Annotated in this window: 23 protein-coding genes; 4 read left to right on the forward strand and 19 right to left on the reverse strand. The window is 59.7% G+C overall.

The annotated features are described in order from the left end of the window. The 7 genes from BLP23_RS15855 to oiaX form a co-directional block, all read right to left on the reverse strand. Complete coding sequence (locus BLP23_RS15855; protein ID WP_092585754.1) at positions 1-1,065, reverse strand: ABC transporter permease; 1,065 nt, start codon at positions 1,063-1,065, stop codon at positions 1-3. Beyond that, positions 1,062-2,612: a sugar ABC transporter ATP-binding protein gene (locus tag BLP23_RS15860; protein ID WP_092586104.1), complete on the reverse strand. Its 1,551-nt coding sequence runs from the start codon at positions 2,610-2,612 to the stop codon at positions 1,062-1,064. Before BLP23_RS15860 ends, BLP23_RS15855 begins: the two co-directional genes overlap by 4 nt. Further along, positions 2,609-3,253 carry a DUF2291 family protein gene (locus BLP23_RS15865; RefSeq protein ID WP_092585755.1) on the reverse strand — a complete coding sequence of 215 codons (645 nt, stop codon included), beginning with the start codon at positions 3,251-3,253 and terminating at the stop codon, positions 2,609-2,611. The genes BLP23_RS15860 and BLP23_RS15865 overlap by 4 nt, the downstream gene beginning before the upstream one ends. Positions 3,254-3,328: 75 nt before the next feature. Continuing rightward, positions 3,329-4,270: a D-ribose ABC transporter substrate-binding protein gene (locus BLP23_RS15870; RefSeq protein ID WP_092585756.1), complete on the reverse strand. Its 942-nt coding sequence runs from the start codon at positions 4,268-4,270 to the stop codon at positions 3,329-3,331. A 76-nt stretch (positions 4,271-4,346) separates the two neighbouring features. After that, positions 4,347-5,174 (reverse strand): phosphogluconate dehydrogenase C-terminal domain-containing protein, encoded by an 828-nt coding sequence (locus BLP23_RS15875; RefSeq protein WP_092585757.1) that lies wholly within the window; start codon positions 5,172-5,174, stop codon positions 4,347-4,349. Between the two features lie 323 nt (positions 5,175-5,497). Then, entirely contained in the window at positions 5,498-6,835 is a 1,338-nt protein-coding gene (locus BLP23_RS15885) for a four-carbon acid sugar kinase family protein (RefSeq protein WP_092585759.1), read from the reverse strand. A gap of 5 nt (positions 6,836-6,840) precedes the next feature. Next, the gene (gene oiaX, locus BLP23_RS15890) at positions 6,841-8,097 is read right to left on the reverse strand and encodes a 3-oxo-isoapionate-4-phosphate decarboxylase OiaX (RefSeq protein ID WP_092586105.1); all 1,257 of its coding nucleotides are present in this window, start codon (positions 8,095-8,097) and stop codon (positions 6,841-6,843) included. A gap of 176 nt (positions 8,098-8,273) precedes the next feature. On the opposite strand from oiaX, the gene BLP23_RS15895 reads away from it, so the two are divergent. After that, positions 8,274-8,978 (forward strand): transcriptional regulator NanR, encoded by a 705-nt coding sequence (locus BLP23_RS15895; protein WP_022712742.1) that lies wholly within the window; start codon positions 8,274-8,276, stop codon positions 8,976-8,978. Positions 8,979-8,996: 18 nt separating this feature from the next. Here the strand turns inward: BLP23_RS15895 and BLP23_RS15900 are convergent, their stop codons facing one another. Then, a complete protein-coding gene (locus tag BLP23_RS15900; protein WP_092585760.1) occupies positions 8,997-9,542 on the reverse strand; it encodes an RBBP9/YdeN family alpha/beta hydrolase in 546 nt (181 codons plus the stop codon). Positions 9,543-9,644: 102 nt separating this feature from the next. Between BLP23_RS15900 and BLP23_RS15905 the strand changes: the two genes are divergently transcribed. Both BLP23_RS15905 and BLP23_RS15910 read left to right on the forward strand, forming a co-directional pair. Continuing rightward, a complete protein-coding gene (locus tag BLP23_RS15905) occupies positions 9,645-10,121 on the forward strand; it encodes an Lrp/AsnC family transcriptional regulator (protein WP_092585761.1) in 477 nt (158 codons plus the stop codon). 73 nt (positions 10,122-10,194) lie between these two features. Continuing rightward, entirely contained in the window at positions 10,195-11,109 is a 915-nt protein-coding gene (locus BLP23_RS15910; protein WP_092585762.1) for an alpha/beta hydrolase, read from the forward strand. 2 nt (positions 11,110-11,111) lie between these two features. On the opposite strand, the gene BLP23_RS15915 is transcribed toward BLP23_RS15910, so the two are convergent. The 10 genes from BLP23_RS15915 to BLP23_RS15960 form a co-directional block, all read right to left on the reverse strand. Continuing rightward, entirely contained in the window at positions 11,112-13,115 is a 2,004-nt protein-coding gene (locus BLP23_RS15915; protein WP_092585763.1) for a CocE/NonD family hydrolase, read from the reverse strand. Positions 13,116-13,178: 63 nt separating this feature from the next. Continuing rightward, on the reverse strand, positions 13,179-14,810 hold the full coding sequence (locus tag BLP23_RS15920; RefSeq protein ID WP_092585764.1) for an ABC transporter ATP-binding protein: 1,632 nt from the start codon (positions 14,808-14,810) through the stop codon (positions 13,179-13,181). Beyond that, positions 14,803-15,630, reverse strand: a complete 828-nt coding sequence (locus tag BLP23_RS15925) for an ABC transporter permease (protein ID WP_092585765.1) — start codon at positions 15,628-15,630, stop codon at positions 14,803-14,805. Before BLP23_RS15925 ends, BLP23_RS15920 begins: the two co-directional genes overlap by 8 nt. After that, on the reverse strand, positions 15,627-16,634 hold the full coding sequence (locus BLP23_RS15930; protein WP_092585766.1) for an ABC transporter permease: 1,008 nt from the start codon (positions 16,632-16,634) through the stop codon (positions 15,627-15,629). The genes BLP23_RS15925 and BLP23_RS15930 overlap by 4 nt, the downstream gene beginning before the upstream one ends. Positions 16,635-16,729: 95 nt before the next feature. Continuing rightward, positions 16,730-18,319, reverse strand: a complete 1,590-nt coding sequence (locus BLP23_RS15935) for an ABC transporter substrate-binding protein (RefSeq protein WP_092585767.1) — start codon at positions 18,317-18,319, stop codon at positions 16,730-16,732. A gap of 121 nt (positions 18,320-18,440) precedes the next feature. Next, positions 18,441-19,223: a carnitinyl-CoA dehydratase gene (locus BLP23_RS15940; RefSeq protein WP_092585768.1), complete on the reverse strand. Its 783-nt coding sequence runs from the start codon at positions 19,221-19,223 to the stop codon at positions 18,441-18,443. Positions 19,224-19,229: 6 nt separating this feature from the next. Beyond that, a complete protein-coding gene (locus tag BLP23_RS15945; protein WP_092585769.1) occupies positions 19,230-21,284 on the reverse strand; it encodes an acetate--CoA ligase family protein in 2,055 nt (684 codons plus the stop codon). Positions 21,285-21,288: 4 nt separating this feature from the next. Beyond that, positions 21,289-22,449, reverse strand: coding sequence for an acyl-CoA dehydrogenase family protein (locus BLP23_RS15950; RefSeq protein ID WP_092585770.1), 1,161 nt, complete (start codon positions 22,447-22,449; stop codon positions 21,289-21,291). Then, positions 22,446-23,948: a carnitine 3-dehydrogenase gene (locus tag BLP23_RS15955; RefSeq protein WP_092585771.1), complete on the reverse strand. Its 1,503-nt coding sequence runs from the start codon at positions 23,946-23,948 to the stop codon at positions 22,446-22,448. Before BLP23_RS15955 ends, BLP23_RS15950 begins: the two co-directional genes overlap by 4 nt. A gap of 7 nt (positions 23,949-23,955) precedes the next feature. After that, a complete protein-coding gene (locus BLP23_RS15960) occupies positions 23,956-24,858 on the reverse strand; it encodes a 3-dehydrocarnitine:acetyl-CoA trimethylamine transferase BcoG (protein WP_092585772.1) in 903 nt (300 codons plus the stop codon). Between the two features lie 101 nt (positions 24,859-24,959). On the opposite strand from BLP23_RS15960, the gene BLP23_RS15965 reads away from it, so the two are divergent. Beyond that, on the forward strand, positions 24,960-25,952 hold the full coding sequence (locus tag BLP23_RS15965; RefSeq protein WP_092585773.1) for a GlxA family transcriptional regulator: 993 nt from the start codon (positions 24,960-24,962) through the stop codon (positions 25,950-25,952). Here the strand turns inward: BLP23_RS15965 and BLP23_RS15970 are convergent. Beyond that, the gene (locus BLP23_RS15970; RefSeq protein ID WP_092586106.1) at positions 25,927-26,802 is read right to left on the reverse strand and encodes a LysR substrate-binding domain-containing protein; all 876 of its coding nucleotides are present in this window, start codon (positions 26,800-26,802) and stop codon (positions 25,927-25,929) included. The two genes, BLP23_RS15965 and BLP23_RS15970, sit on opposite strands and share 26 nt — an antisense overlap. Positions 26,803-26,868: the final 66 nt, after the last annotated feature.

Here is a 26,868-nt window from a genome sequence, read left to right on the forward strand (position 1 = left end):
TCAACCCGCCTTTGCCATCTGCATGAGAGTAACGCGTTGCTGCAGCCGACGCTGGGCCTGATCGACAACCACGGCAATGATAATCACCAGTCCCTTGATGACCATCTGCCAGAAGGACGAGACGCCCATCATCACCAGCCCGTCCGACAGGATGCCTATGACGAAGGCGCCAATAATCGTTCCGCCGATCGTCCCGCGGCCGCCCGACATCGATGTTCCGCCAAGAACCGCCGCAGCGATCGCGTTGAGTTCGAAGCTCTCACCCGTCGCCGGATGCGCGGCCATAAGTTCCGATGAGATGACGACGCCGACGATGGCCGCGCAAAGGCCCGAGAACATATAAACGAAGGTCTTCACGAGATCGACGCGGATCCCCGACATGCGTGCTGCGCGCTCGTTGCCACCGACGGCGAAGATATGACGGCCGATCGGCGTGGAGCGCGCGACATAAGCTGCAAGCAAGGCGAGCGCGATGAGGATCCAGATCGATACCGGCAAGCCGAGCACCCGACCTGCGCCAAAGAAGTCGAAGCCGGTCGTGGCATATTCAGGCCGGCCGACAAGGTTCGGAAATGTCTGGCCGTCTGAGGAAAGCAGCGCGAGACCGCGGGCGATATACAGGGTGCCGAGCGTCGCAATGAACGGGGCAACGTTGAGCTTCGTAATAAGCAGCCCGTTGATGAGACCGATGATGAGACCAATCGAGAGCGTGATCAAAACGATCTCGAAAAGGTTGAAATAGATGGTGTAGCCGATTGGCAGCTCGATGCCGTAGAGGATCAAACCGCCGGCGACCATGCCGCAAAGCCCGACGATCGATCCGACCGACAGGTCGATGCCGCCGGTGATGATGACGAACGTCATGCCCATCGCCAGGAAGGCATTGAGCGCGACGTGTTTTGACATCAGGATCATGTTCGCGGTCGAGGTGAAGTTCGGTGCGAAGATCGCGAAGAAGACGATGACGGCAAAGAGCGCGATGAAGGTTCTGAGCTTCATCAGCGTCAGGAGGAAAGAGCCGTTCGCGCTCGCCGGCGATGAGGTGGATGAAGTAGCGGCCGTCATGACGCGTGTTTCCCTTGATGTCCATGTCCCTTGGCTGAAGCCTGGACGATGGCTTCTTCCTTTGCCTCGCTGCGATCGAAAACGGCCACCAGTTGGCCGTTGCTCAAGACCGCGATGCGATCGGAAAGCGCCATGACCTCTTCGAGGTCAGAAGTCGAAAACAGAATGGCGAGCCCGTTTGCCGCCAACCGGCGCATGGTGCGGAAGACATCGGCCTTGGCGCCGACATCGATGCCGCGGCTTGGCTCGTCCATCAAAAGCACTTTTGGGTTAGTCATCAGCGCCTTGCCGATGACCACCTTCTGCTGGTTGCCGCCCGACATCGAGGTCACTTCAAAATCCGGGTTAGGCGCCTTGATCGAAAGGTCCCGGATGGCATCGCGAATGGCCTTCTTCTCGGCGCCGCTGTCGATATGGAAGAGGCGGGTAAAGCGACCAAGGCTTGCCAAGGTCAGGTTGGAGGCGATGGAGAGCACCTGGACCAGTCCCTCTCGCTGCCGGTCTTCCGGAATGAGCGCAAGGCCGCGGCGGATACGCCTGGTGGTATCGCGGGCGCGCACTTCCTTGCCTTCGATGAAGATCTTGCCCGTCGAGTGCAGGTGACGGCCGATCACGCATTCGAAGAATTCGCTGCGCCCGGCGCCCATGAGACCATAGATGCCGAGAATTTCACCCGCTTTGACGGAAAGCGAGACGTTGTCGACCGCAAGCCCGCCCGTCGGTCGCGGCAGGCTGATGTTTTCGGCCCGGAAGACCTCGTCTCCGACGGCGTGATCTGCCGATTTTGCGAAATCCTTGGCGTCAGAGCCGATCATGGAGCGCACGATCCAGCGTGTATCGATATCGCGAACCATCGCCTGGCCGGTAATCTGGCCGTCGCGCAGCACAGTGATGAAATCGCCGATGCGCATCAGCTCTTCAAGCCGGTGTGAAATGTAGACGATCGCCACCCCTTGAGCCTTCAACTCCGCAATCACCTTAAAGAGGACTTGGACTTCGGCGGCCGAGAGGGCTGAGGTTGGTTCGTCCATGATCAGGATACGCGCATTCAGCGACATCGCCTTGGCGATTTCGACGAGCTGCTGCTGGCCAATCGGCAGATCCTCGACCATCGCTTCGGCCTCGATTCCGGCATCCAGACGCTTCAGAAATTCATTGGCTTTCGCAGCCTGTGCCTTGTGGTCGATGCCGAACAGGCCGCGTGTGATCTCGCGAGTGACGAAGATGTTCTCCGCGACCGACATGTTGGCGAAGAGATTGAGTTCTTGAAAGATCATGCCGATTCCGTAAGCTTGCGCATCGGCCGGGCTGGCGAACGAGACCGGCTCACCATCCAGGATGATGCGGCCGAGTGTCGGGCGCTCGACCCCGGCGATGATCTTCATCAGCGTCGATTTGCCCGCGCCGTTTTCGCCGACCAGCACGTTAACGGCACCTCGGTGCAGCTCGATGTTGGCGCGCTTGACCGCGACGATGCCGGAATAGACCTTCGACACGTCGTCGAGGCGCAGGATAATGTCGTCCTTCGGTGTGGCGCTCGCCGTCATGATGCCACCGTCAGTCGGCAAGGCGTGACAAGTGGAAGCTGCCCGCTGTTTGGCAAAGGGAAGGCCCCGATGACGGTCACTGTCTTGCCGGTCAGGCCCTCGCGGGCGATAGCGGACAGGAAGGCGGTATTGGCCTTCTCGTTGAACGCCTTGCCAAACTGCGCCCACTCGATCTGGTTCTTGAATTCGTTGAAATTGACGAAGTCGAGCGTGTCGCGTAACGCGGTGCCGCGCAGAGCCGGCCCGATCTGGACCTTTGCATCGGCCTTTCCGTCGCCATTGGCGTCGACATCGAGCGTTGCTGCACGCGATGCCGTGTCGGCGGCAACGACCTTGCCGGTGAATTTCACCGCATAGGTCCATGGCGAGCTGCTCTGCTTGCGTGGGTTGCCATATCTCTCCCCCGCCTGGTCTGGAGTGGAGGTGGCCAGCTGCAAGACGTCCTTCAGTTCGCCTGCGCGCTTCTCGAAATAGGGTACGACCTGGGGCTGCCAGATTGCCTCGACCTTCGCATTCGGGTCGAAGGCGGTCTTGGCCGCTGCTGCCGCCTTTTCCTCTGCGGTCGGCGTCTTGATGATCTTGCAACCGGGCAAGGCCGCCGCCACGACAGCAGCGAGCAGAGCGCCCTTCATTCTCAACATGCAATGAACCTCGACGTCATACAATATGCACCGCAAAGGGCGCAGTGCTGCGCCCTTTGCAGGACACGGCTGCGGTTAGTTCGTAAGCGCGAAGGTCTCGAGCTTGTCAGCGTTGTCGGCGTTAACGAGAACGCAGTCCATGAGCTGCTTTTCTTCTTTGGGTGTCATCTTGTTCTTGATGTAGGCGTCTGCCTGTTCGACGGCCAATTGCGCCTGGGCATAGGCCGGCTGCAGCACGGTCGCCTTGATGCCGCCGGATTTGATGGAGTCGCGGACATCGTTGGAACCGTCAAAGCCCACGACGATCACGTCCTTGCGACCGGCAGCCTGGAGGGCTGCGATCGCGCCCATGGCCATCGTGTCGTTGCCCGAAATCACGCCCTTGATGTCGGGATTGGCCTGGAGGATTGTCTCCATCTTCGAATAGGCCTCCGTCTGGCTCCAGTTCGCCGACTGCTTGGCGACCAGTTTCAGGTCCGGATAGTCGTCGATAACGTCATGGTATCCTTGGGAGCGGATGCCGGCATTGGTGTCGGATTCCTTGCCCACGAGCTCGACATAATTGCCCTTTTCGCCCATCAACTTGACGAACTCCTGCGCGCCAAGCTGGGCGCCCTGGTAGTTGTTGGAAACGATCTGGGCAACGGCGACCCCCGTCGCGTTGATTTCGCGGTCGATCAGGAAAGAGGGGATGCCCGCATCCTTGGCCTTCTTGACGGCCGCGACAGAGGCGTCTGCACCGGCATTGTCGAGGATGATGGCCTTGGCGCCCCTCCCGATTGCGGTGTCAATCATTTCGGACTGCTTGTTGGCATCATCGTCATGTGTCATGACGAGGGCCTCGTAGCCAAGTTCCTTTGCCTTGGCCTCAGCTCCGACGGCTTCGGCCTTGAAGAAGGGATTGTCATGGGCCGGCGTGATGATGGCGATAAGGTCGGCCGAATATGCCGGAATGGCCGTTGCGAGCGCCAGTGCGCTGGCGAAGGCCGCTATTGTCAATTTACGTGTTAGTCTCATTTTCTCCTCCCGAGTGTGAATAACCCCCCGTCTCCCTTGGGGCGGTTGAGGGGAGGCGATGCCTCCCCAAGCCAGTTCAGGTGATACGCCGGATGCTTTCGGCGATCTCCTGTGGTTCGAATACCTTCTTCCAGTCTTCGCGCATCAGCGCAGGGATGCCGAACTCGATCGCCTTGTTGCAGGCATCCGAAAACACGCCGTCAACTTCCTTGAAGATGACCGCGCCGAGCACGTTCATATGGCCGAGCAGGAAGTCGCGGGCAGCTTGCTCAGGCACGCCGCGCGCGACGCATTCGTCCATGGCCTGTCGCATGACGACGAGCAGCGATGCGCAGACGGTTTCCGACAAGCCAGGTTCGAGCATTGCAAGTTGGTCGACCGTAACCCGGTGCGAGCGCATGACGGGCGCCCAGATGACCTTGGCGATCTCCTCGCCGAGCGCGTATGCGCTTTCTGGTCCCTGCATCAGCGCCGAGACAATGTGCTGCTTGGCGAACAATCCCCCGAAATGGTCCTTCTTTGCCTGCATCTCCGTCTCGTCATTGAAGATTGGCGGATGGCAGGGATGGGTGACAAAATAGGTGAGATCGTCGCGCTTTGGCAGATGACCGGCAAAGGGAGCTGCAGCGTCCAGGGCCACGACCATGGTGCCGGGCTTGAGCTTGTCGACGATGCCTGCCGCGACTTTTCCGATCGCCGTGTCCGGCACGGCAAGGATGACCACATCGGCGCCATCAAGGGCGGCATCGACCGGCATGCATTCGAGATTGAGGTCATTCTTCAGTCGGACTTTACCGGCGTCGCTAACCTCAACATGGCGCACGTCGAAACGCGAACCCTTGAGGTTCTTGGCAAGCCGATATCCCATTTTTCCGCCTGCGCCGAATAGGGCAATTCTAGTCATATTTTCCTCACCTGTCCTCAGTCTGATAGGATCATATACTGGTATAATGAGTCAATCACCATATCACCAAATAAACATCGCGACGTGGTTTTCTTTGTCGAGGCGATCAATCGCCGCACCATTTTCAGCCGAAGGGCGGCCAGAAGGATCGAATTGCGACGTGCTGGGCGCCGACCTTGCGAATGGCGGCGAAGGAAGAGATGACGAACTGCTGGATGCGAAATGCCACGTTCACGGGACCCCATCGGCGAGGCGGCGCGCGAAGGCGAGCGCTTCGTCGACGGTCTTGTTCATCAAAGCTGGTGCCGACCGAGATGCTGATCTCAGTTCTTCCTTCCATCGCGGATCTGCGCGAAATAGCCGTCGGATCCGACCTGGCCGCCCTTAAGAGCGATCTGCAGGCCATTCGTCGGCTCATAGCTGCCATGCGCGAGGCAAAGCGGAGAACCCGGTGTGTGGGGAAGCGGAAGAAGCGTCGTCAGAGCGTCGATCTTCAACTGCCTGAGTGCATGACTGGAGGTATCGCCACCGGCAATGACCGCACGCGAAAGCCCTTCGCTCTCGATCAAACGGCGCAAGACCGAGCCGAGCACACTTCCGAGCTTGTGACGAGCGCCCGGGACCATGTCGATGTGGATGCCAACGTTCGCCGAGGGGCCAAGGGCGGTATGGAATATGACGCTCTTTCCCTCTCTCAGCTTTCGAGTGCCGGCCTGTACCGCTTCATCCGCCGAGCGTTGGCTATCTTCCGACACCAGTGCAAGAGGGTCGAGTGCAATGCTTTCAAAGCCGTCATGGACCGCATTTCGAATTTGGCGCTCGGTCGTCGCAGATACGCTGCCGGATACGACGGCGAGGCGGTCAACCGGGCCGACATCGGCAAACTCGATGCTGCTTTTGCCGATAACGCCGTTTCGCCGCCAGGCACTGATAAGCGCGTATTCGACGCCTGACGAGCCGGCAACGAAACTCGAGGATTTGCTGGTAAGACGGAGGAGCTGTTTACCTGCGGCCACCTGCGTCGCCTCGGATTCGACATCGATGAGCACAATCCCGTCTGAAACCGACGCGAGTTCGTCGATACGCGCGTCGGCGTTTGCCGATGTGAGCGCAACCAGATCGGCGACTGCAACGGGAATGCGGGTCTGCTTTGCCAGGTGGACGGCAAGGTCGGCCTCATCCATCGGAGTCACCGGATGGCAGTTCATCACCGGGTGCCGGTCGATGCGATAGATACGGCCCTGGTAGGCGGCAAAAAGGTTGCCGAAGGCGGTATAACGCTTCAATTGCGGCGCACCAACGATGACAGGCACAACGGACTGAGCGAACGTCGTCCGGCCGATTTCGATCGCCTTGCCGATGCTGCCGATCTCAGCACTGGAATCGAAGGTCGAGCAGACCTTGTAGTGGCATATCTCGGCGCCCAGCGACTTCAGCCATTCGAAAGCGGGCGTCAGGTGCTGTTGCATCCATGCGGGTGTCTCGCTGCGGCTTGTTCCCGCAATGCCGATCGCCTGGCAACCCTTGAAGCGGGCAAGTATTTCGGGCGTAGGGATGTCGAGAAACAGCGCAGTCGCAATGCCGTTCGACGCCAAGGCTTCCATGACATCGGTGGAGCCGGTAAAGTCATCGCCGTAATAGCTGACGAGAAGCTTGTCCATCGCGATCAGGCGCCTTTTCCTTCGCTGAACTTTGCAATGGAAGCCGCAAGCTCCGGGTGATCCTTGGCGTAGGCCTCCAATGGTATGTCGGCGATTGCGGCCTGCCAGGCCTGCTGTACCGCCCGAACGCCGGCCGCCGGTCCGCCGGGATGACTGACGATGCCGCCGCCGCAAAGGTAGAGAAGGTCGGTGGTACGGCCGGTTCGTTGGTAGGTCTCCGGCGCCTGTCCTCCCCACTGACCGGATCCAGCAACTGGAAGCGGGCAGTCGGAGGCGTCGAAGAGCGGCGTGGTGACGGCCTTGAACGATGCGATGAAGCTTTCGTCCGGTTCCCAGTATTTTGCCCGGATGCCGTTGATCTGGAACTGGTCGACGCCGAGCAGTCGCCAGAATTGCTGGTAGACCTTGAAGTCCATGCCGGCGCCAGGGTTGCGCGTCAGCACGTCCCAACCGTTGCGATGCGCATGCAGCACCAGATTGGACCGCTTTCGAAGAAAACTCATACCGCCGAAGCCGATCGAGTTGATGTTGACGACGGCGCAGTTGCCGCCGGCCTTGGCGACGATGTCGTGGTTGCGCATCATTTCGTCGGGGTCGGCATGCGAGATGCCGAATGCATACATGACCTTCTTGCCGGTCTTCTGTTCGTGGTCCAGAATACGCGGCATGATCGCTGCGACACGATCCTGGAGCGGCGAATAGGCCGGGCTCATCAGCTTCTCGTCATCCTTGATGAAGTCGACGCCGGATTTGATGAGTTCGCCGACAAGCTCCGCCGTTTCGTGCGGCCGCAGGCCAAGGGCTGGCTTGACGATCGTTCCGATGATCGGACGGGCTTCCACTCCGGTCAGGCGGCGACTTCCGTGAATGCCGAACTGCGGTCCCGGATGGGCGCCCTTGAAGGCGTCCGGCAGCTTCATGTCGACGATGCGAATGCCGGTCATGCCCTTGATGGAATAGACGCCGCCGATCGCGATGGTCATCAGGGCCGAAAGATCTGTGCCGATCGCGTCCAGCGGAAAGGCGATGTCGACATCGGCGCGGTGGAGCAGAGTGCCGGGGCCAACCTCCGGCCATGTTGGACGGCCTGCATCGCCGAGGCGGCGGATCGCCAGCACTCGGGCGGCGACACGCGATTTCAACTCCTCGGTTTCACCCGGAACGGGCACGAAGGTTCCGGTCGACTGGTCGCTTGCGATCTTCTCCGCCATTGATTCGACGCTCCCAGGCGTCTCGATGCGGTAGGTCAGCGTAATCATCATGACGTGCAGGGTGCTCCTTTCGTCGCAAACGATTGTCATGGCGTCGACTTATGATCTGGTATAATGAGTATTCCAATCGATGAAAAGTGGAATCTTTCGATGCGCGAATTTCAGGCTGAGCTTTGTTCTCGGCATGGAAGATGGTAGGAGGAAACATTTTGAGCCAGCGAGATCTCATGACACAACCCATCGAACAAATCGTCCGCCGGAAACTGTCCGACGAAGTGTTTGATCGACTCGAGCGGATGATTACGTCAGGCGAACTTCAGCCTGGCGATGAAATGCCGTCCGAACGCGTTCTCATGGAGCGCTTTGGCGTTGGTCGTCCTGCAATCCGCGAAGCGATGCAGTCACTTGCCAATAAGGGGCTCGTGAACATTTCCCATGGTGAACGAGCCAAGGTACTGCAACTGACGGCTCGATCGATCTTCCGTCAGGTCGATTTGACCGCGAAGATCATGCTGTCCCAGTCGGCCGATTCTCTGGAGCATCTGAAGAGCGCCCGAATTTTCTTCGAACGGGGCATGGCGCGGGAGGCCGCTCAACGTACCAAGCAGAGCGACGTCGACGAGCTTCGCGACATTATCGACCGCCAGCGCCGCGCATTGGGACATGCAGAAGAATTCATCGCCGCGGATATGCAGTTTCATACGCGCATCGCTCAGATTTCCGGCAATCCGATATTCGTCGCAGTGAGTGAGGCAATGCTGGCATGGCTAAAGGAATATCACACCGAAATGCTCATCTGGACCGGTAAGGAAAAGCTTACACTGGTCGAGCACGAGGAAATCCTTGAGCGGCTTGCCGCAAACGACGCCGATGGTGCTGAGGCTGCGGTTCTGAAGCATCTCGAACGCTCGCGGGCGCTCTACACGAAATAGTTCACTCGCGTCGCTTGCTCATGCTCTCTCGGAAATGCTCGCGGCAAAGGCCTGGAGCAGGGCTAGCCCACCCGGCCAGTCCTCAAGCCCACTGCGGCCGTTGATATGGCCGACTGCTCCAACCTCGACAATCTGGCTGCCCCATTCAGCCGCCCGCATGCGGGCATATTCAATCTTGCCATAAGGATCGTCGGAACTTGCAATGACGAGAGAGGGAAAACGGAGCTTGCCTTCAGGTGGGCCGGCGAAACCAGCAGCCTCCGCTGGAAAGGCATCGGACTGTGGATCGGGAACCGCCACAAGAAAGGCGCCTGCCACGGGAAGAGAAGAAACGCGCTGCCAATGGACGATCAGAAGGCACGCGAGACTGTGGGCCACCAGCAGCGGTGCATTCTTCGTCGCGGCGACGGTTCGCTCCAGCGCTGCGGCCCAGTCCGGTAAATCCGGCTTATCCCAGCTCTTCGGTTGAAAACGGATCGCTCGGGGATTTGTCCGCTCCCAATGCGTTTGCCAATGTGTCTCCCCTGATCCTCCAATACCGGGCAGAATGATGATGTCGGCCATGCGTTCTCCTTTCATGCCGGGAAGATGGCGTCTTCCATCTGTCTCTGGAATAGGCAATCATCGGAAAACACATCCGATTTCCGATGAACTAAAGGTCAAAGCATGACACCTGCCCAAAACGGCCGCTTCCTGCTCGATCCGACCGATATCGCCATCATTGAAGCATTGCAGGAGGACGGAAGGATTGCGATTTCGGAACTTGGACGCAAGATTGGGTTGTCTCAACCGGCGACGTCGGAGAGGGTAAAGCGGCTGGAAGAACGTGGCATCATCGCCGGATACGGAGCACGTATCGATGCCGCCCGGCTGGGATTGGGAATGATGGCGGTCGTGCGCCTTCGCACGACGCACGAGCACATCCGCGCATGTCTGAAGCAATTTTCCGAAATGCCGCATGTCATAGAAGTGCTGCGGCTGACGGGAGAGGACTGCTTTTTCCTGAAGGTTCTGGTTCCGTCACCGGGAGATCTCGAGGCGATCGTGGATTCGATCGCGCGGTTCGGAGCCGTAACAACGTCACTCGTCTTGCGCGGCGAGCCGCCGAAATTCATCGGGCGCACGCTGATCCACCGGGTTTAGGAATTCCAGCACAAGGCCGATCAGGCGGATTTTACGAGAGCAAAAACGGACGCAACGTCGACCAAGAAGAGGTATGCCTGTGCAGCAGCCGATGCCGACAGAGACAGGGATTTTGCAGTTCCTCGCAATCTGTGACAGCTTCTATCCCGCTGATGCGGTGGCGGCTCCCATTTCCCAGCAAAGGCAATGGTACGATGCTCTTTGTGCGCGTTTCGACCAGCCCCTGCCTGAGGGACTGACGACTGAGGATGCCCTCGTTCTCGACAAGATAGCGACACGGCATTATCGGCCGCAGGCGATCAGGACACAAACTGTCCTGCTTTATCTGCATGGCGGCGGCTTTGTGGTGGGATCGCTTGAGAGCCATCACGCGATCTGCGCCGAGATTGCTGATTTTGCAGGTGCCGAGCTAATCTCGGTCGATTATCGCCTTGCGCCCGAATATCGATGGCCGGCGCAAACGGATGATTGTTTCGAGGTGTTGAAACACCTGCTCGTCTCGGGCAGGCAGATCGTGCTGATCGGCGACAGTGCGGGCGGCAATCTTGCTGCTGGATTGGCGATCAGAGCCCGGCAGCAGCGCTTGCTCGGCATTGCTGGCCAGGTGCTGATCTATCCGACGCTTGGTGGAGACCTTGTATCCGGTTCCTACAGTGAAATGGAAAATGCACCGGGGCTGAGAACGTCGGACGTCGCCTATTACCGCACAAGCCTGAAGGCTCCGCCAGGCGATCCTGTCGCCGAACCCCTTGCCGCCGCCTCGTTTGCGGAGCTGCCGCCCGCCTTCATCACCGTCGCTCATTTCGATCCGCTGCGCGACGATGGCCGCCACTACGCGGCAAAGCTTGCGAAGGCCGGTGTGGAGGTCTGGTTCCGCGAAGAGCCGCAATTGGTGCACGCCTGGCTCAGAGCGCGTCATATGAGCGAAGGAGCCCGCCTCGGCTTTCGGGCAGTATGCGAGGCCGCCAGCCGTTTTGCTGCAGCATGACATTACATCAGATCCCGCGGGATCTGCTTTTCTGCGAAGATCTTTTCAAAGACCTCAGTCTCGCCTTCATAGGCCGTAACAACGGCGCTGATCGTCCAACTCGTCTTTGTGCAGGAGATCCTGGCCGTCGACACGGTGCGCACAGACCAGCCGGGGCGCTGCATGTCGCATGTCCACGTGGAGGTGCCGGTCATCGAGAGAGGATCGTCGGGTGCGATCGACCAGACTTCCTGCCTCAACTGCCGTGTCGAAAGCCCGGTCCCGGGATGCTCGAAAAGACCGGTGTCCTCATGGATCTGATAATGGGTAAAATTGGCGCTGAGGTCACGGACGACCTGTCTTTTCGTGGCAGCAGGAGCGTGCTCGATATACTTCGGCAGTGGATCAGCATCGTCGGGCGCCTTCATCTCGATCTGTTGATGGTCGCCGAGTCTGGGAAGTGCAAGGCCGATCGAGGCAATATCGATGCTCATGCCAGCGTCTTGCGGAGGCGGCAGTATCAGCGGCCAATAGGCAGTCGAGAGTGAAAGGCGGATGCGGTGACCCCGGCGGAGGCGATAGCCGCATGCATCAAGGACGACGCGCACCGTGGTCCGTTCTCCCGTCTTCAGCGGTTGCGGCCTGGCATTGCTGTCGCGATGAGCAAGGTTGAGCACGCCGAACGAGATGCGTGTCGCTGTCCCATCGGGATGAACATCGACCAGGCGCACGCAAAGATTGGCGGTCGCCGCCTCTGAGCGAAGGGAGAGAGTGAGTTCCGGCCGGCCGAGATAGTCATGATCCTCGGCAATCGGCACGGTCTCGAAAACGAGAGAGCCCGCATCGTCGCCGCGCTGGTCGAGAGCCATCTCCGCATCCGGCTTCAGCGTGAAATATTCGCCTGAGGCAGTGCCGGTATCGAGCGGTGAACGGAGATAGGCGGGATGCTCCGGCGCCTGGGGGATCGGCATCCCCTCGGTCAGCCGGCCGAATTGCTCGACATAAAAGCACTGCATCTTTGGCGGCTCCCAGACATGCTTGGCGATCCAGAAGCCGGGGTCGAAATCGCGGCGCGGCGCTGGCCGGATGGCGTCGAGGATATAGGCGCGCACCTGCGGCAGCGCATCGGCGCCGTTTTTGTCGCCACGCAGCCAGCGGTTCCACCAGGCGATTGCCTCTCCGTGAAAGTCGGTGCGTGGTTTTGGCCAGGCGAAATGCGGGTATTTGTGAACCCAAGGCCCGATGAGCGCCTTCGCCTTGCCGCCGAGACCTTCCACCGCCATCAGCGGCGTGTTGCGGTAGCCATCGGCCCAACCGGCGATCACAAGTGCGGGAATGTCGACGCGGGAAAAATCTTCCGAAATCGAACCATGTCGCCAGAAGTCATCCTTGCGCTGATGCTTGAGCCACTCTTCCATGAAGAAGGGTTCGCTCTTAAGGCGCTTAAGCCACATTTCCTTCCAGCGGTCGCCGACGATTGCAGGATCCGGCGGGCGTGATTGATAACCGAGCATGGTCGCGGCCCAGGAAAGCTGAGCCGAAAGATGACATCCGTTCTTGTAATGGATGTCATCGTTAAAACGATCGACCGTCGAAGCGATCGAGATGATCGCTTTAAGAGCCGGCGGGCGAAGGGCTGCGACCTGAAGACTGTTGAAACCGCCCCAGGAGATACCCATCATGCCGACAGAACCGTTCGACCAGGGCTGAGCAGCGATCCAGTCGATCAGTTCACAGGCATTGGCGAGTTCGAGCTCGGTATATTCCCCGTCAATGACATCGTCGGATTCGCCTGAGCCTCTGATGTCGACGCGCACCCCTGCAATGCCCGCAGCGGCGAAGACGGGATAGGTCGATTCATCACGAAGGCTGGTTCCGTCGCGCTTGCGGTAAGGCAAGAACTCGAAGACTGCCGGGACGGGATCGGCCACCGCCTCGTCAGGCATCCAGATGCGCGCTGCAAGCTTTGTACCGTCCTTCAGGGCGATCCAATGGTTTTCGATGGTCGTGAAGCCGCGTTCGGTCATGGTGTCCTGGTGAGCAAGATGCGGAGGAATGGTGAACCGATGGGAACAATCCGCCTCCTGAATTCAGTTGCCGGCGCTCTCCATCCTGCGTGTGGTGAGCACCCGCTCAAGCCAGCCGATCTCCATCTCAGGTACGGATTTGAGCAAGAGATCGGTATAGTCGTCGAATGGCGGGGAGAGCACCTTGGATTTTGGTCCGAAGCGGACGAGCTTGCCGCGATGCATCACTGCAACGCTGTCGGCGATCGCCCGCACGATGGCGATATCGTGGGTGATGAAGATGTAGGAAAGCTGCGTATCTTCCTGCAGCCGCAGAAGAAGGTTCAGGATGCCTTCCGCGACCAGCGGATCGAGCGCTGACGTAGGCTCGTCACAGAGAATGAGTTCCGGTTTTGCGGCAAGTGCCCGGGCAATGGCGACGCGTTGCTTCTGCCCCCCTGAAAGCTCCGCCGGGTAGCGATCGATGAAGCCGTTGCCCATCTCGATCTGATCGAGAAGTTCCTTGACCCGAGCGATCTTGGCCGCCCCGCGCAGGCCGTAATAGAACGTAAGTGGCCGGCCGATGATGTCGCGCACGGTCTGGCGCGGGTTCATCGCCGTGTCGGCCATCTGGTAGATCAGCTGGATGCGCCTCAGATCGTCATGCGAGCGACTTTTGACATTCGACGTCAAAGCATTGCCGTTGAAAGTCACCTTGCCCTCGCTCGGCGGCAGAAGACCGGTGATGACGCGCGCAAGCGTCGACTTTCCGGAACCGGATTCGCCGACGACGGCAAGCGTCTGGCCCTTTGGAACATGCAGCGAGACATCGTGCAGTACCTTGAAGCCGTTGGAATATTCAGCGCTGACATGGTCGACCTTCAAGAGCGTATCTGATTGGTCGGGTGCTTCTTCTCGAGCAGCCTGACGCACATTGACGAGGGCACGCGTATACTCTTGCCGCGGCGCCTCGATGATCTGCTGTACGCTGCCGTACTCGACCTGCTTTCCATAGCGCAGCACCATGATGTCGTCGGAAATCTGAGCGACCACGGCGAGGTCGTGGGTGATATAGAGTGCTGCGGTGCGTGTCTTTTCGATCGCATTCTTGATAGCGGCAAGGACATCGATCTGGGTTGTGACGTCAAGCGCTGTCGTCGGCTCGTCAAAGACGATGAGTTCGGGATTGGGGCAGAGCGCCATGGCCGTCATGGCGCGCTGCAGCTGGCCGCCGGATACCTGATGGGGAAAGCGATCTCCAAAGGTCTCGGGATTCGGCAGGCCAAGCACCCGAAACAGGTACATTGCCCTTTCCCTCGCTTCCTCTTTGGTCATGAGTCCATGTTTCACCGAGGCCTCGATGACCTGATCGCCAAGCCGGTGCGCGGGATTGAAAGCGGCTGCCGCCGACTGTGCGACGTAGCAGACGCGCGCACCGCGGATCCGGCGGATACCGTCCCTGTTGAGTGCGAGAATATTCTGGCCGTCAAGACGAACCTCGCCGCCTGTAATTTCGGCGCCGCCTCGCCCATAGGCCAGGGCCGAAAGCCCGATCGTCGATTTGCCTGCGCCCGATTCGCCGATGAGGCCAAGGACCTTGCCCCTTTTCAGGTCGAAGGACACGTCATCGACGATCGTCACGCGCTTCGGCGGCTCGCCGGGGGGATAGCTGGTCGCTTCGATTTTCAGATTGCGGACGGAAAGAAGCTCAGGCATCGCCGCGCCCTCCCTTGAGGCTGGACGTACGTTTCAACAACCAGTCCACGACGAGATTGACGCAGACGGCAAGGGCTGCGATCGCCGAACCGGGAACAAGGGCTGCGGAAATCCCGAAGATGATGCCGTCCTTGTTATCCTTGACCATGCCGCCCCAATCGGCAGCCGGCGGCTGAATGCCGAGACCGAGGAAAGAAAGCGTCGACAAGAACAGGATCGAGAAGGCAAAGCGCAAGCCAAATTCGGCAAGCAAGGGTGTCAGCGTATTTGGCAGGATCTCGCGGAAGATGATCCAGGTCTTGCCTTCGCCGCGCAATTTCGCTGCTTCGACGAATTCCATGACGGCGACATCAAGCGCGACCGCCCGACCGAGACGGTAAACGCGGGTGGAATCGAGAATCGCCATGACGAGAATCAGCACGATCAGGTTCTGTGGCAACACGGCGAGAACGACGAGCGCGAAGATCAGCATCGGGATCGACATCATCAGATCGTTGAATCGTGAGAAGACCATATCGACCCATCCGCGCGAGACGGCCGCTGTGAAGCTCAAGATGATGCCGAGCGAAAAGGAGATGATCGTCGCGGCGAGGGCGACAAACAGCGTCGTGCGGGCGCCAAAGATCAGACGGGATAGAATGTCGCGGCCGAGATTGTCGAGCCCAAAGAAATACTGGCCATCGGCTATCTGCCAGACGTTGCCGACCACTTCCGTTTCGCCATAGGGGGCAAGCAAGGGCGCAAAGATCGCACAGGTGAAGGCGGCTGCAATGCCGACCATACCGATCCAGGCCGTGATGGGGACGTTTCGCAATCTCATCGCGGGTGCCTCAGTCGCGGATTGGCGATGATGGCGAGGATGTCGGCCACCATGTTCAGGAAGATATAGACGGCAGCGAAGATGAGGCCGCAGGCCTGCACGACCGGCATGTCGCGGACCGTGACGGCGTCGACCATATACTGACCCATGCCGGGATAGACGAAGACGACCTCGACAACCACGACGCCGACGACGAGATAGGCAAGGTTGAGCGCCACCACGTTGATGATCGGCGCTAGCGCGTTGGGGGCTGCATGCTTGACGATTGATCGGAAGGCACCGAGGCCCTTGAGCTCGGCAGTTTCCATATAGGCTGAAGACATAACGGAAAGGATGGCCGCGCGCGTCATTCGCATCATATGCGCCAGGACGACGAGAACGAGGGTCGCCGTGGGAAGCGCGATCGCCTTCAGTCGGTCGACGAGGCTCATGCTGTCATAGACGGTCGCCGGAAAGGTCGCCACGCCGAATTTGACGGCGAAGAAAAGGATCAGGAGATAGCCGATGAAGAATTCCGGCAGCGAAATCGCCGCCAGCGAGATGATGTTGATGATCTTGTCCGGCAGACGGTTGCGGAAATGGACGGCGAACATACCGAGACCGACGGCAAGCGGTACCGAGATGACCGCAGCAAAGCCGGCAAGGAAGAGTGAATTGCCAAGACGCTTGCCGATCTGCTCGCCGACGGAATTTTTACTGGCCCACGACGAGCCGAAGTCACCGCGCAGGGCATCGCCGAGCCATTCGAAATAGCGCGTCGTTACCGGACGGTTCAGCCCGAGTTCCTGACGGATATTGGCGACGGCTTGAGGGGTTGCTGACTGGCCGAGATAGGTTGTCGCGAAATCGCCGGGCAGCGCTTCCAAGCCTCCGAAAATCACGACGGAGACGGCAAAGAGCAGGACGATGCTGAGCACGAAGCGCTCGAGAACAAGGGCAAGCAGAGGAAAACGCTGCTTGAACCTCAGGCCGGGCAAGACGTGACCTGACGGAGGATTGGACATGGCAAAGGCCTCGTGCTGAAACGTCGGGAGGACCGCGGGATGATTCCCACGGTCCTGGCTGCATTAGAGATGAGGGGCGTTAGCCCCTTCACGTGCTAGGCGTCCAGCCAGACGCGGGTCGCGACGTAACCGTTCGACATGTCGTTGCCGATATCGTGAACATAGCCTTTTACCTGCTTGGTGGAAGCATTCACGAAGTCGTTGAACATCGGCAGGATGAGCCCGCCTTCGTCACGCACCATCATCGCCATCGTCCGGTACATGTCCTTGCGCCTGGTCTCATCGAGTTCGGCGCGCGCCTGCAACAGCAGCTTGTCGAAATCGGGACGCTTGAAGCGTGTGTCGTTCCAGTCGGCTGTCGACAGATAGGCGGTGGAGTACATCTGGTCCTGCGTCGGCCGCCCGCCCCAATAGGACGTCGAGAACGGCTGGACGTTCCAGACGTTGGTCCAATAACCGTCGCCGGGCTCACGCTTGACCTCGATCTCGATGCCCGCCTTCTTGCAGCTTTCCTGATAGAGAACGGCCGCATCGACCCCACCCGGGAAGGCCACCTCGGAGGTGCGCAACAAAACAGAGCCGCTGTGACCGGACTTCTTGTAGTGGAATGCCGCCTTGTCGGGATCATACGCACGTTGCTCGATGCCCTCGGGAAACAGCGCATAGGTATTGTTGATCGGGAAATCGTTGCCAACCTTGCCATAACCGCCAAGGATCTTCTTGACCATGGTTTCACGATCCATGGCGTATTTCAGGGCAAGGCGCAGGTCATTGTTGTCGAATGGCGCGGTATCGCAATGCATGATGAAGACGTAGTGGCCGCGGCCGGAGGTCGACAGAATCTCCACGTTCGGTGCTCGCTTCAAAAGATCGACCGTCTTCGGATCGACGCGATTGATGTAATGCACCTGGCCGGATGACAGCGCTGCGATACGGGCGGTAGCATCATTCATGCCGATGATTTCGATAGAATCGACATAACCACGGTCGGAACGCCAGTCGTCCTTGTTCTTCTCGAAAGTTGCGCGCACACCCGGCTCGAAGCTCGTCAGCTTGTAGGGGCCGGTGCCGATCGAGGCGAGCGGATCGTCATTGCCACCATTTGGCTGGATCACCAGATGATAGTCGGTGAGCAGCAGTGGCATATCTGCATTGCCTTCGCTGAGCGTCAACACGAGATTGCCGCCATCCGCCTTGATATCCTTGATCGATCCCAGCACGCCAAGGGCGCCGGATTCGGACTTGGCGTCCGTGTGGCGCTTCAGCGTCGCGACGACGTCGTCGATTGTCAATTCCTTGCCGTCGTGGAATTTGACGCCCTTGCGGATCTTGAAGGTCCAGGTCGCCGCATCCTTCGACGGCTCCCAGGATTCGGCAAGCGCAGGGACTGCAGCCCCCGTCAGCGGATCGGATTCAACCAGCATATCGCCCCAGCAGCGGCCGACGCAGAACATGAACTGCGACAGGAATTTTGCTGGATCCTTGGAATCGGTTGCCGCCCCGCCTTCGAGGCCGAGCTTCAGATGACCGCCACGCTTCGGCTCCGCTGCCTGTGCGCTTTCGGTGAAGAGTTTATCGGCAACAGCCAGCGTGATGCCTGCTGCCATGGCACGCCCGATGAATTCACGGCGGCTCAGTCCACCGGTAGTTACGCGACTTGTGAGATATTTCGTATAGCCGTTCATTCCCCTGTTCCTTCTTCTTGATGCGTTGACAGAACTTTCGGGCAATTGGCGGCATGCGGTTTCCTCTTCCAGCTGCGCCGGCCCGAGATCATGCGGGAAAAAGGCGGTTGCCGCCGCCGCGTCACTTTCCTTTCCACTTTGGGGTTCGCTTCTCCGCGAAAGCCCGCGCGCCTTCCAATTGGTCGTCGCTCGAATAGAGGGCATCGACCGTTGCAAGCTGCCGTTTGGTGATCTTGTTCATGGCAGTCTGAAACGTTGTTCCCTCCGCTTCGCGCACGATTTCCTTGATTGCGGCATAGACAAGCGGCGGTCCGCTTTCGAGCAGCCGGCCAAGTTCCCACGCACGGTCCATCAATTTGCCGGCCGCGACGACCTCGTTAACGAAGCCCCAGCGATGGGCCTCGTGAACATCGAGCCAGCGTCCGGTCAGGAGCATGTCCATTGCGATATGGTAGGGGATGCGCTTGGGAAGCTTGACGGAAGCTGCATCCGCAACCGTTCCCGAGCGGATTTCCGGCAGCGCAAAGGTCGCATGTTCAGCCGCGACGATCAAATCCGCCGAAAGGGCAATTTCCAGTCCGCCGCCGCAACAGATGCCGTTGACCGCACAGATGATCGGCTTGTTCAGATCGCGCAGTTCCTGCATCCCGCCGAAGCCTCCGATGCCGTAGTCGCCATCGACGGCATCGCCCGCCGCTGCCGCCTTGAGATCCCAGCCTGCGGAAAAGAATTTTTCGCCGGCTCCGGAAATGATGGCTACGCGCAAAGCTGAATCGTCTCGGAAGTCGCGGAAAAGAACGCCCATCTCCCGGCTCGTTGCAAGATCGATGGCGTTCGCTTTCGGCCGGTCGATGATGACCTCGAAAATGCCGCCGTCGCGTCTCGTGCGAATGGAGCTGCTCAACTTCTGCTACCTCCTTCGCCGTATAAGGGCGTCGACTGCGACAACGCCCTTGTTTTCGGGAAGAACCATCAACGGATTAATGTCCAGTTCCTCCAGACACGCGGCATTCTTTACGACATAATCTGCCGCTGCTGCGACAGCGAAGACAACCGCTTCGAGGTCGCCTTTTGGGCGGCCACGATAGCCGTTGATCAATTTTCCGATCCTCAGACGCGAAATCGTCTCTGTTATTGCTGTTCTTGTCGTTGGGAGCGACAAAATGGCGGAATCTTCAAGCAATTCCACCAAAATTCCGCCCGAACCGACTGTGAGCGTCAAACCGAAGACAGGATCGCGTGCTGCTCCAATGATCAGCTCCGCGACGCTGTGCTCCACCATCTTTTCGACCAGGAAGGCCTTGGTGCCGTTCATCGATATGGCTGCGTCAAATACCGCCGTTGCGTCCTTTAAGTTGAGCGCCACAGCACCTGCCTCGGTCTTGTGCTCAATGGCGAGCCCCTTGAGCGCGACGGGATAGCCGAGCGCGTCCGAGCGCTCCATCGCCTCTTGCGGAGAATTCGCAACGAAACCGGCAGGGACGGGAACGCCAAAGGTGGAGAGCGCCGCCTTTGCATTGGCCTCATCCAACGTTTCGATCTCGCCTTCGACTTGTGGCACGTCGAGCAGACGTGGCCCTGGTGGAACGCTCCATTCCCGGCCGATGCGGCTTGCGATTTCAGTTGCCGCAAGCGTTTCGAAGATGCCGCAAAAAGGCACGACGCCTCTCGTCATCAGGCTGACGGCACGATCTTCAGGCATGTTTTCGGGGAGCGTCGCGACAACGCCTGCAAGCCCACCGGTGGAGGCTGAAGCGGCAACGATCGCATCGACCGTCGTCGTCCAGTCGGTAGCATCGCATCGGTCGGTCCGCGGGAAATCGAGCACGACGAGATTGAGCGCGTAGCCGCCCTTAAACATTGCCGTAAAAGCCTGCGTCTGGCGAGCGAGATCGCCCCACGCAAATGTGTGGTAGTCCAAGGGATTGGAAAGGGTGACCATTTCTCCGAGCGCGAGGCGAAGCGGCGCCAGCTGTCCAGGCCGCAAGGCGCGAAATTCCACGGCACGACCGACGGCGGCATCTGCCATCAGCGACGCTTCACCACCTGAACAGCTCATCGAGGAAATCGCATTACCGGTAAGTGGTCCGGCAACATGCAGGAGTTTTAGCGTTTCCAGCAATTCCGGCAATGAGCCGACACGGCCGATCCCCAGACGGCCAAGAACGGCATCGGCGACCGCGTCGCTGCCGGAAAGCGAAGCTGTATGAGAAACCGTCGCTCGTTTCGCCTGCTCGGATTTCCCGACCTTCAGTGCAACGACCGGCTTTTTCAGCTCGCGTGCTCGTCGCGCGAGCTCCTGGAGCGCAGGCAGGCTCCCGAAACCCTCTACGTGAAGCCCGACCGCGGTGACGCGAGGGTCCTCGAGCAGCGCGTAGGCGACGTTAGAAAGCGACGTCTGCGCCTGGTTGCCGACCGTGACCAGATAGGCGATGGGCAGGCCGCGCGTCTGCATGGTCAGGTTGAGCGCAATATTTGAAGACTGCGTAAGAATTGCAACGCCGCGGTCGACACGTTGCATCCCATGCTGGTCGGGCCAGAGCAATGCGCCATCAAGAGCGTTGATCAGGCCATAGCAGTTCGGCCCGAGGATCGGCATGTCGCCTGCCGCCTCCAGCAGGCGTCCTTGAAGATCGGCACCGTCGGCCAATTCGCCGGCCGCCTCGCTGAAGCCCGATGCGTAACAGACCGCACCGCCTGCTCCTCTTGCAGCAAGATCTCTGACGATCTCGAGTGTCAGCATCCTGTTGACGCCGACGAAAGCGGCATCTGGCACAGCGGGCAGTTCCAGGATCGAACGATAACAGCGCCGTCCATGAACCTCTTCGAGTTTTGGATGGACGGGCCAGACGTCTCCACCGAACCCCATTCGGTCGCACTGCTCGATAACCCGATGCGCCTCGCGACCGCCGAACACAGCGATCGTTTGAGGTCTGAGCAGGCGGTCGAGCGAGCGCTGGGTCATCGTTTCATGCTCCAAATGGCCGCAGCAGCTCACGGCTGATGATGTGGCGCTGTATCTCGGACGTGCCGTCCCAGATGCGCTCGACGCGCGCATCTCGCCAGAAACGGGCAATCGGCAGATCGTCCATCAGCCCCATCCCGCCGAAGATCTGGATCGCTTCGTCAGTTACGCGCGCAAGCATTTCGGAAGCGTAGAGCTTTGCCGAGGCGATCTCGCGGTTGGCGCCAATACCTTGATCGAGCCGCCCGGCTGCAGCAAGCGTCAGCCAATCGGCCGCATCGATCTCGGTGATCATGTCCGCGAGCTTGAAAGAAACGCCCTGATTGGCCCCGATCGGCTTACCGAACTGCCTGCGCTCGGCAGCGTAGGGAAGGGCCATGTCGAAGACGCGCCGGGCCCTTCCGACGCAGGTGGCGGCGACAGTCAGTCGCGTGCCGTAGAGCCATTCATTGGCGATATCGAAACCGCAATGGATCCCGCCCAGCACCTGGCTTTCGGGAAGCCGGCAATCGGTGAAGTTCAAGATGCAATTGTGGTAGCCGCGATGCGATATGGAATCGTATCCCTTGAGGATCTCGAAGCCCGGCGTGCCGCGGTCGACGAGGAAGGCCGTGATTTTCTTCTTCGTGCCCTTCTGTGTCTCCTCCTCGCCGGTTGCGGCAAAGACGATGACGAAATCGGCGACGTCGGCATGCGAGATGAAATGCTTCGTGCCGTTGAGAATGAAATCGCTGCCATGACGGCGGGCCGCACACTTCATGCCGCGCATATCCGAACCGGCATCCGGCTCGGTAATTGCAAGCGCATCGATCCGGTCGCCGCGCACAGCCGGCAGCAGATACCGGTCCCGTTGGTCACCTTCGCAGGCCATGAGAATACCCGAGGGACGACCGAAGAAGACCGTCAGGGCCATCGAGCCGCGGCCAAGCTCCCGCTCCACCAGAGTAAAAGTGGTATGGTCAAGCCCGGCGCCGCCAACCTCTTCAGGGAAATTGCAGGCGTAAAAGCCGAGTTCGATACACTTGCGCCGGATCGCCTGGCCAAGTTCAGGCGCGACGACGCCGGTGCGCTCGACGGCGTTTTCGTACGGATAGATTTCCGTTTCGACGAAGCCGCGAACCGTTTTGACGATCATCTCCTGTTCTTCGTTAAGAGCAAAATTCATGACGAACTCCAACGCTTCTGGCCGACATGGCGGCCGGCTCCTTCAGGACGGGAGAGAGCCGCATGGGCCGCGGCGATGGCCCCGGCTTTCTCAATCACCCCAGCTGCGGCAGGTGTCGTTTTGCCGGCTTTTGTGTTGACATGCAGCAACATGTGCTCGGCGGTCGCAATCGCCTCGCCGGTCGCCGTGTCATGGATCGTGTGGAACACCTGCAACCGCTTTTCATCGACTGAAAGCACCTGACAGGTTGCGTGGATTGCCTGACCGAGCTTGGCCTCTGCGAGATGGCGGATATGGGTCTCCACCGTATAATAGCTTTGCCCCGCCTCAACATAAGCGAGATCAACACCGATGAGGCGCAGGAGGGCATCCGAAGTGTCGCCGAAAACCTGCAGGTAACGGTGCTCGGTCATATGGCCATTATAGTCGACCCAGGCGGGGCTGACCTTGGTTTCGACCAGTCGCAGCGGTTGCGAAAGATCAAATGACGCCTTCGTCGCTCCGCCCGCTGCCCAAAGCGAGTGCTCGAAATCCTTAAGCAGCTTTCCAGCACCCCAGCCCTTGCCGCCATTGGACCCCTTCAGGGCCTGAAGGATACCGACGAGGTTCTCGTCGCGAATTCGTTCGAGTTCACGAATGGAACGGCCGGCTGCCTGCTCGTCGGACTGCTGACCGATCTTTTCGACGAGGGCGTCGTCAAGATCGACCACGTTGGTGAGCTTCGTCCAGGGCCATGCGAGGCAGGGACCGAACTGTGCGAGGAAGTGGCGCATGCCAGCCTCGCCACCTGCAATCCGATACGTCTCAAAGAGACCCATCTGTGCCCATCGCAGGCCGAAGGAATAGCGGATCACGTCGTCAAGCGTCTCGACTGTGCAGATATCGTCATGGATCAACCAGAGGGCTTCGCGCCAGAGCGCCTCGAGAAGGCGGTCGCCGACGAAAGCCTCGACCTCCTTGGCGATGTGAACGCCTTTCATGCCAATCGGCGGCAATTTTTCCATCGCTGCCTTGATCGTCGCCATCGCCGTCTTCTCGCCGCCGACGATCTCGACCAACGGCAGGAGATAGACCGGATTATAGGGATGGGCGACGAAGAGGCGTTGCGGATACTGCATGTCCCGCTGAAGATCGGTCGGCAGCAGGCCCGACGTCGAGGAGCCAATCAAGGCGTCCGGTCGCGCTGCCGCGTCGATCTGGGCTAACACGCTACGCTTCAAGTCGAGCCGTTCGGGCACGCTTTCCTGGATCCAGTCGGCATCGACGACGGCTTCTTCCAGGCTGCCGCAGAAGGCCAACTTGCCGCGTTTTGGCAGCGGCGCGCCTGTCAGCATCGCATAGGCCCGTTCGGCATTGGCGAGGACCTCGGAGATGATGCGGCGCGCGTCAGGATGTGGATCGAAGACGTCGACGTCGATACCGGCCAGAAGGAAGCGAGCAATCCATCCGCCGCCGATGACGCCGCCGCCTATGCAGGCTGCCTTGTTGATCCTGATCATACGGCCCTCAGCGCTTCGTCAGTTTCAGCTTCTTTCGGACCTCTTCCGGTCCGATGATGCGCGCGCCCATGCCTTCGACGACCTGCACTGCCTTTTCGACAAGCTGTGCATTGGTGGCAAGCACGCCCTTGCCGGCATAGAGATTGTCCTCGAGGCCGACGCGGACGTTTCCGCCGGCGAGGACAGCCGCTGCCGGATAGGCCATGGCGTTGCGGCCAATCGAGAAGGCCGAAAAGGTCCAGCTCTGCGGCACGTTGTTGACCATCGCCATGAAGGTATTGAGATCGTCTGGCGCCCCCCACGGGATACCCATGCAGAGCTGGATCAGCACCGGGTCCTCGATCAGGCTTTCTTCGGCGAGCTGTTTTGCGAACCAGAGATGGCCGGTATCGAACGCCTCGATTTCTGGCCGCACACCGAGATCGGTCATTTTTTTCGCCATCGCGCGCAGCATGCCTGGCGTATTGGTCATGACATAGTCGCCGAGACTGAAATTCATGGTGCCGCAGTCGAGCGTGCAGATTTCCGGCAGGCATTCGCCGACATGGCTGACACGCTCGCTGGCGCCCGCCATGTCGGTCCCTTTTGGGTTCAGGGGCAGTGGCGCTTCGACATTGCCGAAAATCAGGTCGCCGCCCATGCCGGCCGTCAGATTGAGCACGACATCGATCTCGGCGGAGCGGATGCGATCGGTCACTTCCTTGTAGAGGTCGTTGCGCCGGCTTGCGGTACCGGTGTCCGGATCGCGGACATGGCAATGAACGACTGCCGCCCCAGCCTTGGCGGCGTCGATCGCGGAATCCGCGATCTGCTTGGGAGTAACGGGAACGTGGCTGGATTTCGAGACCGTATCGCCGGCGCCGGTCACGGCACAGGTGATGAAGACATCGCGGTTCATCACAAGAGGCATTTTGTTCTCCCTCGTATTGAGACCATCACGCGGCAAAGCCCCGGTCATTGCTTTGCATTAACGGAACTAGGTGATACAGTTTCGGAAATCGTGGAGGGTCCATGCTGACGCGATCGACAGAACGGCTCGATATCGACCTTCTGATCTTGCCGGAAACGAACCTGATCCTGATCGCCTCGGTGATCGAGCCGTTGCGAGGCGCCAACCGCATTTCCGGCAGCGAGATCTATCGCTGGCGTCTATTGACCCCGGATGGCGATCCGGCTCCAACCACCAGCGACATCCCGGTTCCCGCCTGCGCGCCCTTCAAGGCAACGGCCGATACAGCGCCGCTCTTCGTGCTCGCAAGCTACAACTGGCGGCAAGGTGCCACTTTGACCCTGAAGATGCAGCTTTCGCAGGCTGCTCGCTACCGAACGATGATTGCCGGCATCGAATCCGGCACGTGGCTGCTTGCCGAAGCAAGCCTTCTTGATGGTTGTTCTGCGACTATTCATTGGGAGGATTTCGAAGATTTCGCTCTCGCCTACCCGCACGTTCGTGCCTCAAGGGACCGCTTCGTCATCGATGGCAAGCGGCTGACCACTGCCGGCTCATTGCCGACCGTCGACCTGATGCTCGAGGTGATCCGGCAGCGGCAAGGCTATTCGCTGGCGCTGGAGGTCAGCCGGCTCTTCAGCTACGAACAAGCAAATTTCCATTCCGAGCATGAGCTTTCGCCATCGACGGTCAGTTTGCGGATGCGCGATCCGCGTGTCGCTCACGCCATCCGGTTGATGGAAGACAACATCGAGCAGCCTTTGGTCCTGGCCAGGCTTGCGCGCCGCGTCGGCATCAGCGCGCGCCACCTGCAGGGGCTTTTTCAGGAGAGCATTGGGGCGCCGCCGCATGTGCACTATCTGGCGTTGCGGTTGAATGCTGCCCGTCGCAAGGTGATCGAGACCAAGGCATCTTTTGCCGATATCGCTGCCGCAACCGGCTTCAATTCGGCTTCCGCCTTTGCCCGCAGCTACCGGGCAAGCTTCTCCGAAAGCCCCTCCGACACCCGGCGACGCCTTCGCCGTCGCATCATGTTGGCGCAAGAGCGGCCATAGGCTGGAAGGCCTCGCGCACCCTTTCGGCCAGTTCCTGGATCGCCGCGGTGGAATGATGCCGGCTGCGGCGCAATACCACGCGGGATGAATCGACCAGCGGAAAGCCATCAGCACTCGTCAGTTCCCGGCATCCGGGCGGGATGTTGCTGCGCGAGAGCGTGGTCACCGCAAGCCCGGCGGCGACCGCGTTCTTCAGTCCGGAACTGGTATCGGCAATGACGGCAATGCGATATCTGCGGCCGTGCTGTTCCAGCGAACGAAGTGCAAAATCGCGGCACCAGGTTGAATTTCTGTAGATTGCGATCGGCAGCGGATCGGCGTCGTGCAACCGATGCACCAGCGAGGTCACCCAAACCGTAGGGTCGATGCAAAGTACCTCGCCGTTGATCTGATTGCTCCAGTCGAAAACGACGGCGAGGTCGAGTTCGTCGCGTTCGAGCGCTGCAAGATTATGGGATGTGTAATCGCAAGAGATCGTCACCTCGACGGCCGGGTGGCGCACGGAGAATGCAGCAAGTGCGGCCGGCAATACGGTCTGACTATATTCTTCGGGGATACCGATGCGAACGGGCCCGTCCAGCGGCTTGGTCCGGATCGTCGCCGTTGCCTCGTTCAGAAGGTCGATCACCCGTCGGGCATAGGGAAGGAGCTGCGTTCCAGCGCCGGTCAGAGCAACGCCGCGCGCGCCTCTATCGAAAAGCGTTTCGCCGATCGTGTCTTCTAGTCGTTTCACCTGAGCGCTGACAGCCGACTGGGTTCGGCCGATACGCTGGGCGGTGGCCGAAAAGCTCGACGTTTCGGTCACAACCAGAAAGGTCCTCAACAGGTCGCTTTCAATTGGTTCACGCATGGGCAGCCACAAGGAAATCCGATGGCAGATATCTCTACTATTCGTTTGCCTGATGTCAATTGGGGG

It is taken from the genome of Rhizobium mongolense subsp. loessense, from assembly GCF_900099775.1.
Lineage (GTDB): Bacteria > Pseudomonadota > Alphaproteobacteria > Rhizobiales > Rhizobiaceae > Rhizobium > Rhizobium loessense.

What these genes read in the sequence shown, in the direction of transcription:
- BLP23_RS15855 (WP_092585754.1), bottom strand. Translation starts at nt 1,065, where the DNA reads ATGACGGCCGCTACTTCATCCACCTCATCGCCGGCGAGCGCGAACGGC.
- BLP23_RS15860 (WP_092586104.1), bottom strand. Translation starts at nt 2,612, where the DNA reads ATGACGGCGAGCGCCACACCGAAGGACGACATTATCCTGCGCCTCGAC.
- BLP23_RS15865 (WP_092585755.1), bottom strand. Translation starts at nt 3,253, where the DNA reads ATGTTGAGAATGAAGGGCGCTCTGCTCGCTGCTGTCGTGGCGGCGGCC.
- BLP23_RS15870 (WP_092585756.1), bottom strand. Translation starts at nt 4,270, where the DNA reads ATGAGACTAACACGTAAATTGACAATAGCGGCCTTCGCCAGCGCACTG.
- BLP23_RS15875 (WP_092585757.1), bottom strand. Translation starts at nt 5,174, where the DNA reads ATGACTAGAATTGCCCTATTCGGCGCAGGCGGAAAAATGGGATATCGG.
- BLP23_RS15885 (WP_092585759.1), bottom strand. Translation starts at nt 6,835, where the DNA reads ATGGACAAGCTTCTCGTCAGCTATTACGGCGATGACTTTACCGGCTCC.
- oiaX (WP_092586105.1), bottom strand. Translation starts at nt 8,097, where the DNA reads ATGATGATTACGCTGACCTACCGCATCGAGACGCCTGGGAGCGTCGAA.
- BLP23_RS15895 (WP_022712742.1), top strand. Translation starts at nt 8,274, where the DNA reads ATGACACAACCCATCGAACAAATCGTCCGCCGGAAACTGTCCGACGAA.
- BLP23_RS15900 (WP_092585760.1), bottom strand. Translation starts at nt 9,542, where the DNA reads ATGGCCGACATCATCATTCTGCCCGGTATTGGAGGATCAGGGGAGACA.
- BLP23_RS15905 (WP_092585761.1), top strand. Translation starts at nt 9,645, where the DNA reads ATGACACCTGCCCAAAACGGCCGCTTCCTGCTCGATCCGACCGATATC.
- BLP23_RS15910 (WP_092585762.1), top strand. Translation starts at nt 10,195, where the DNA reads ATGCCTGTGCAGCAGCCGATGCCGACAGAGACAGGGATTTTGCAGTTC.
- BLP23_RS15915 (WP_092585763.1), bottom strand. Translation starts at nt 13,115, where the DNA reads ATGACCGAACGCGGCTTCACGACCATCGAAAACCATTGGATCGCCCTG.
- BLP23_RS15920 (WP_092585764.1), bottom strand. Translation starts at nt 14,810, where the DNA reads ATGCCTGAGCTTCTTTCCGTCCGCAATCTGAAAATCGAAGCGACCAGC.
- BLP23_RS15925 (WP_092585765.1), bottom strand. Translation starts at nt 15,630, where the DNA reads ATGAGATTGCGAAACGTCCCCATCACGGCCTGGATCGGTATGGTCGGC.
- BLP23_RS15930 (WP_092585766.1), bottom strand. Translation starts at nt 16,634, where the DNA reads ATGTCCAATCCTCCGTCAGGTCACGTCTTGCCCGGCCTGAGGTTCAAG.
- BLP23_RS15935 (WP_092585767.1), bottom strand. Translation starts at nt 18,319, where the DNA reads ATGAACGGCTATACGAAATATCTCACAAGTCGCGTAACTACCGGTGGA.
- BLP23_RS15945 (WP_092585769.1), bottom strand. Translation starts at nt 21,284, where the DNA reads ATGACCCAGCGCTCGCTCGACCGCCTGCTCAGACCTCAAACGATCGCT.
- BLP23_RS15950 (WP_092585770.1), bottom strand. Translation starts at nt 22,449, where the DNA reads ATGAATTTTGCTCTTAACGAAGAACAGGAGATGATCGTCAAAACGGTT.
- BLP23_RS15955 (WP_092585771.1), bottom strand. Translation starts at nt 23,948, where the DNA reads ATGATCAGGATCAACAAGGCAGCCTGCATAGGCGGCGGCGTCATCGGC.
- BLP23_RS15960 (WP_092585772.1), bottom strand. Translation starts at nt 24,858, where the DNA reads ATGCCTCTTGTGATGAACCGCGATGTCTTCATCACCTGTGCCGTGACC.
- BLP23_RS15965 (WP_092585773.1), top strand. Translation starts at nt 24,960, where the DNA reads ATGCTGACGCGATCGACAGAACGGCTCGATATCGACCTTCTGATCTTG.
- BLP23_RS15970 (WP_092586106.1), bottom strand. Translation starts at nt 26,802, where the DNA reads ATGCGTGAACCAATTGAAAGCGACCTGTTGAGGACCTTTCTGGTTGTG.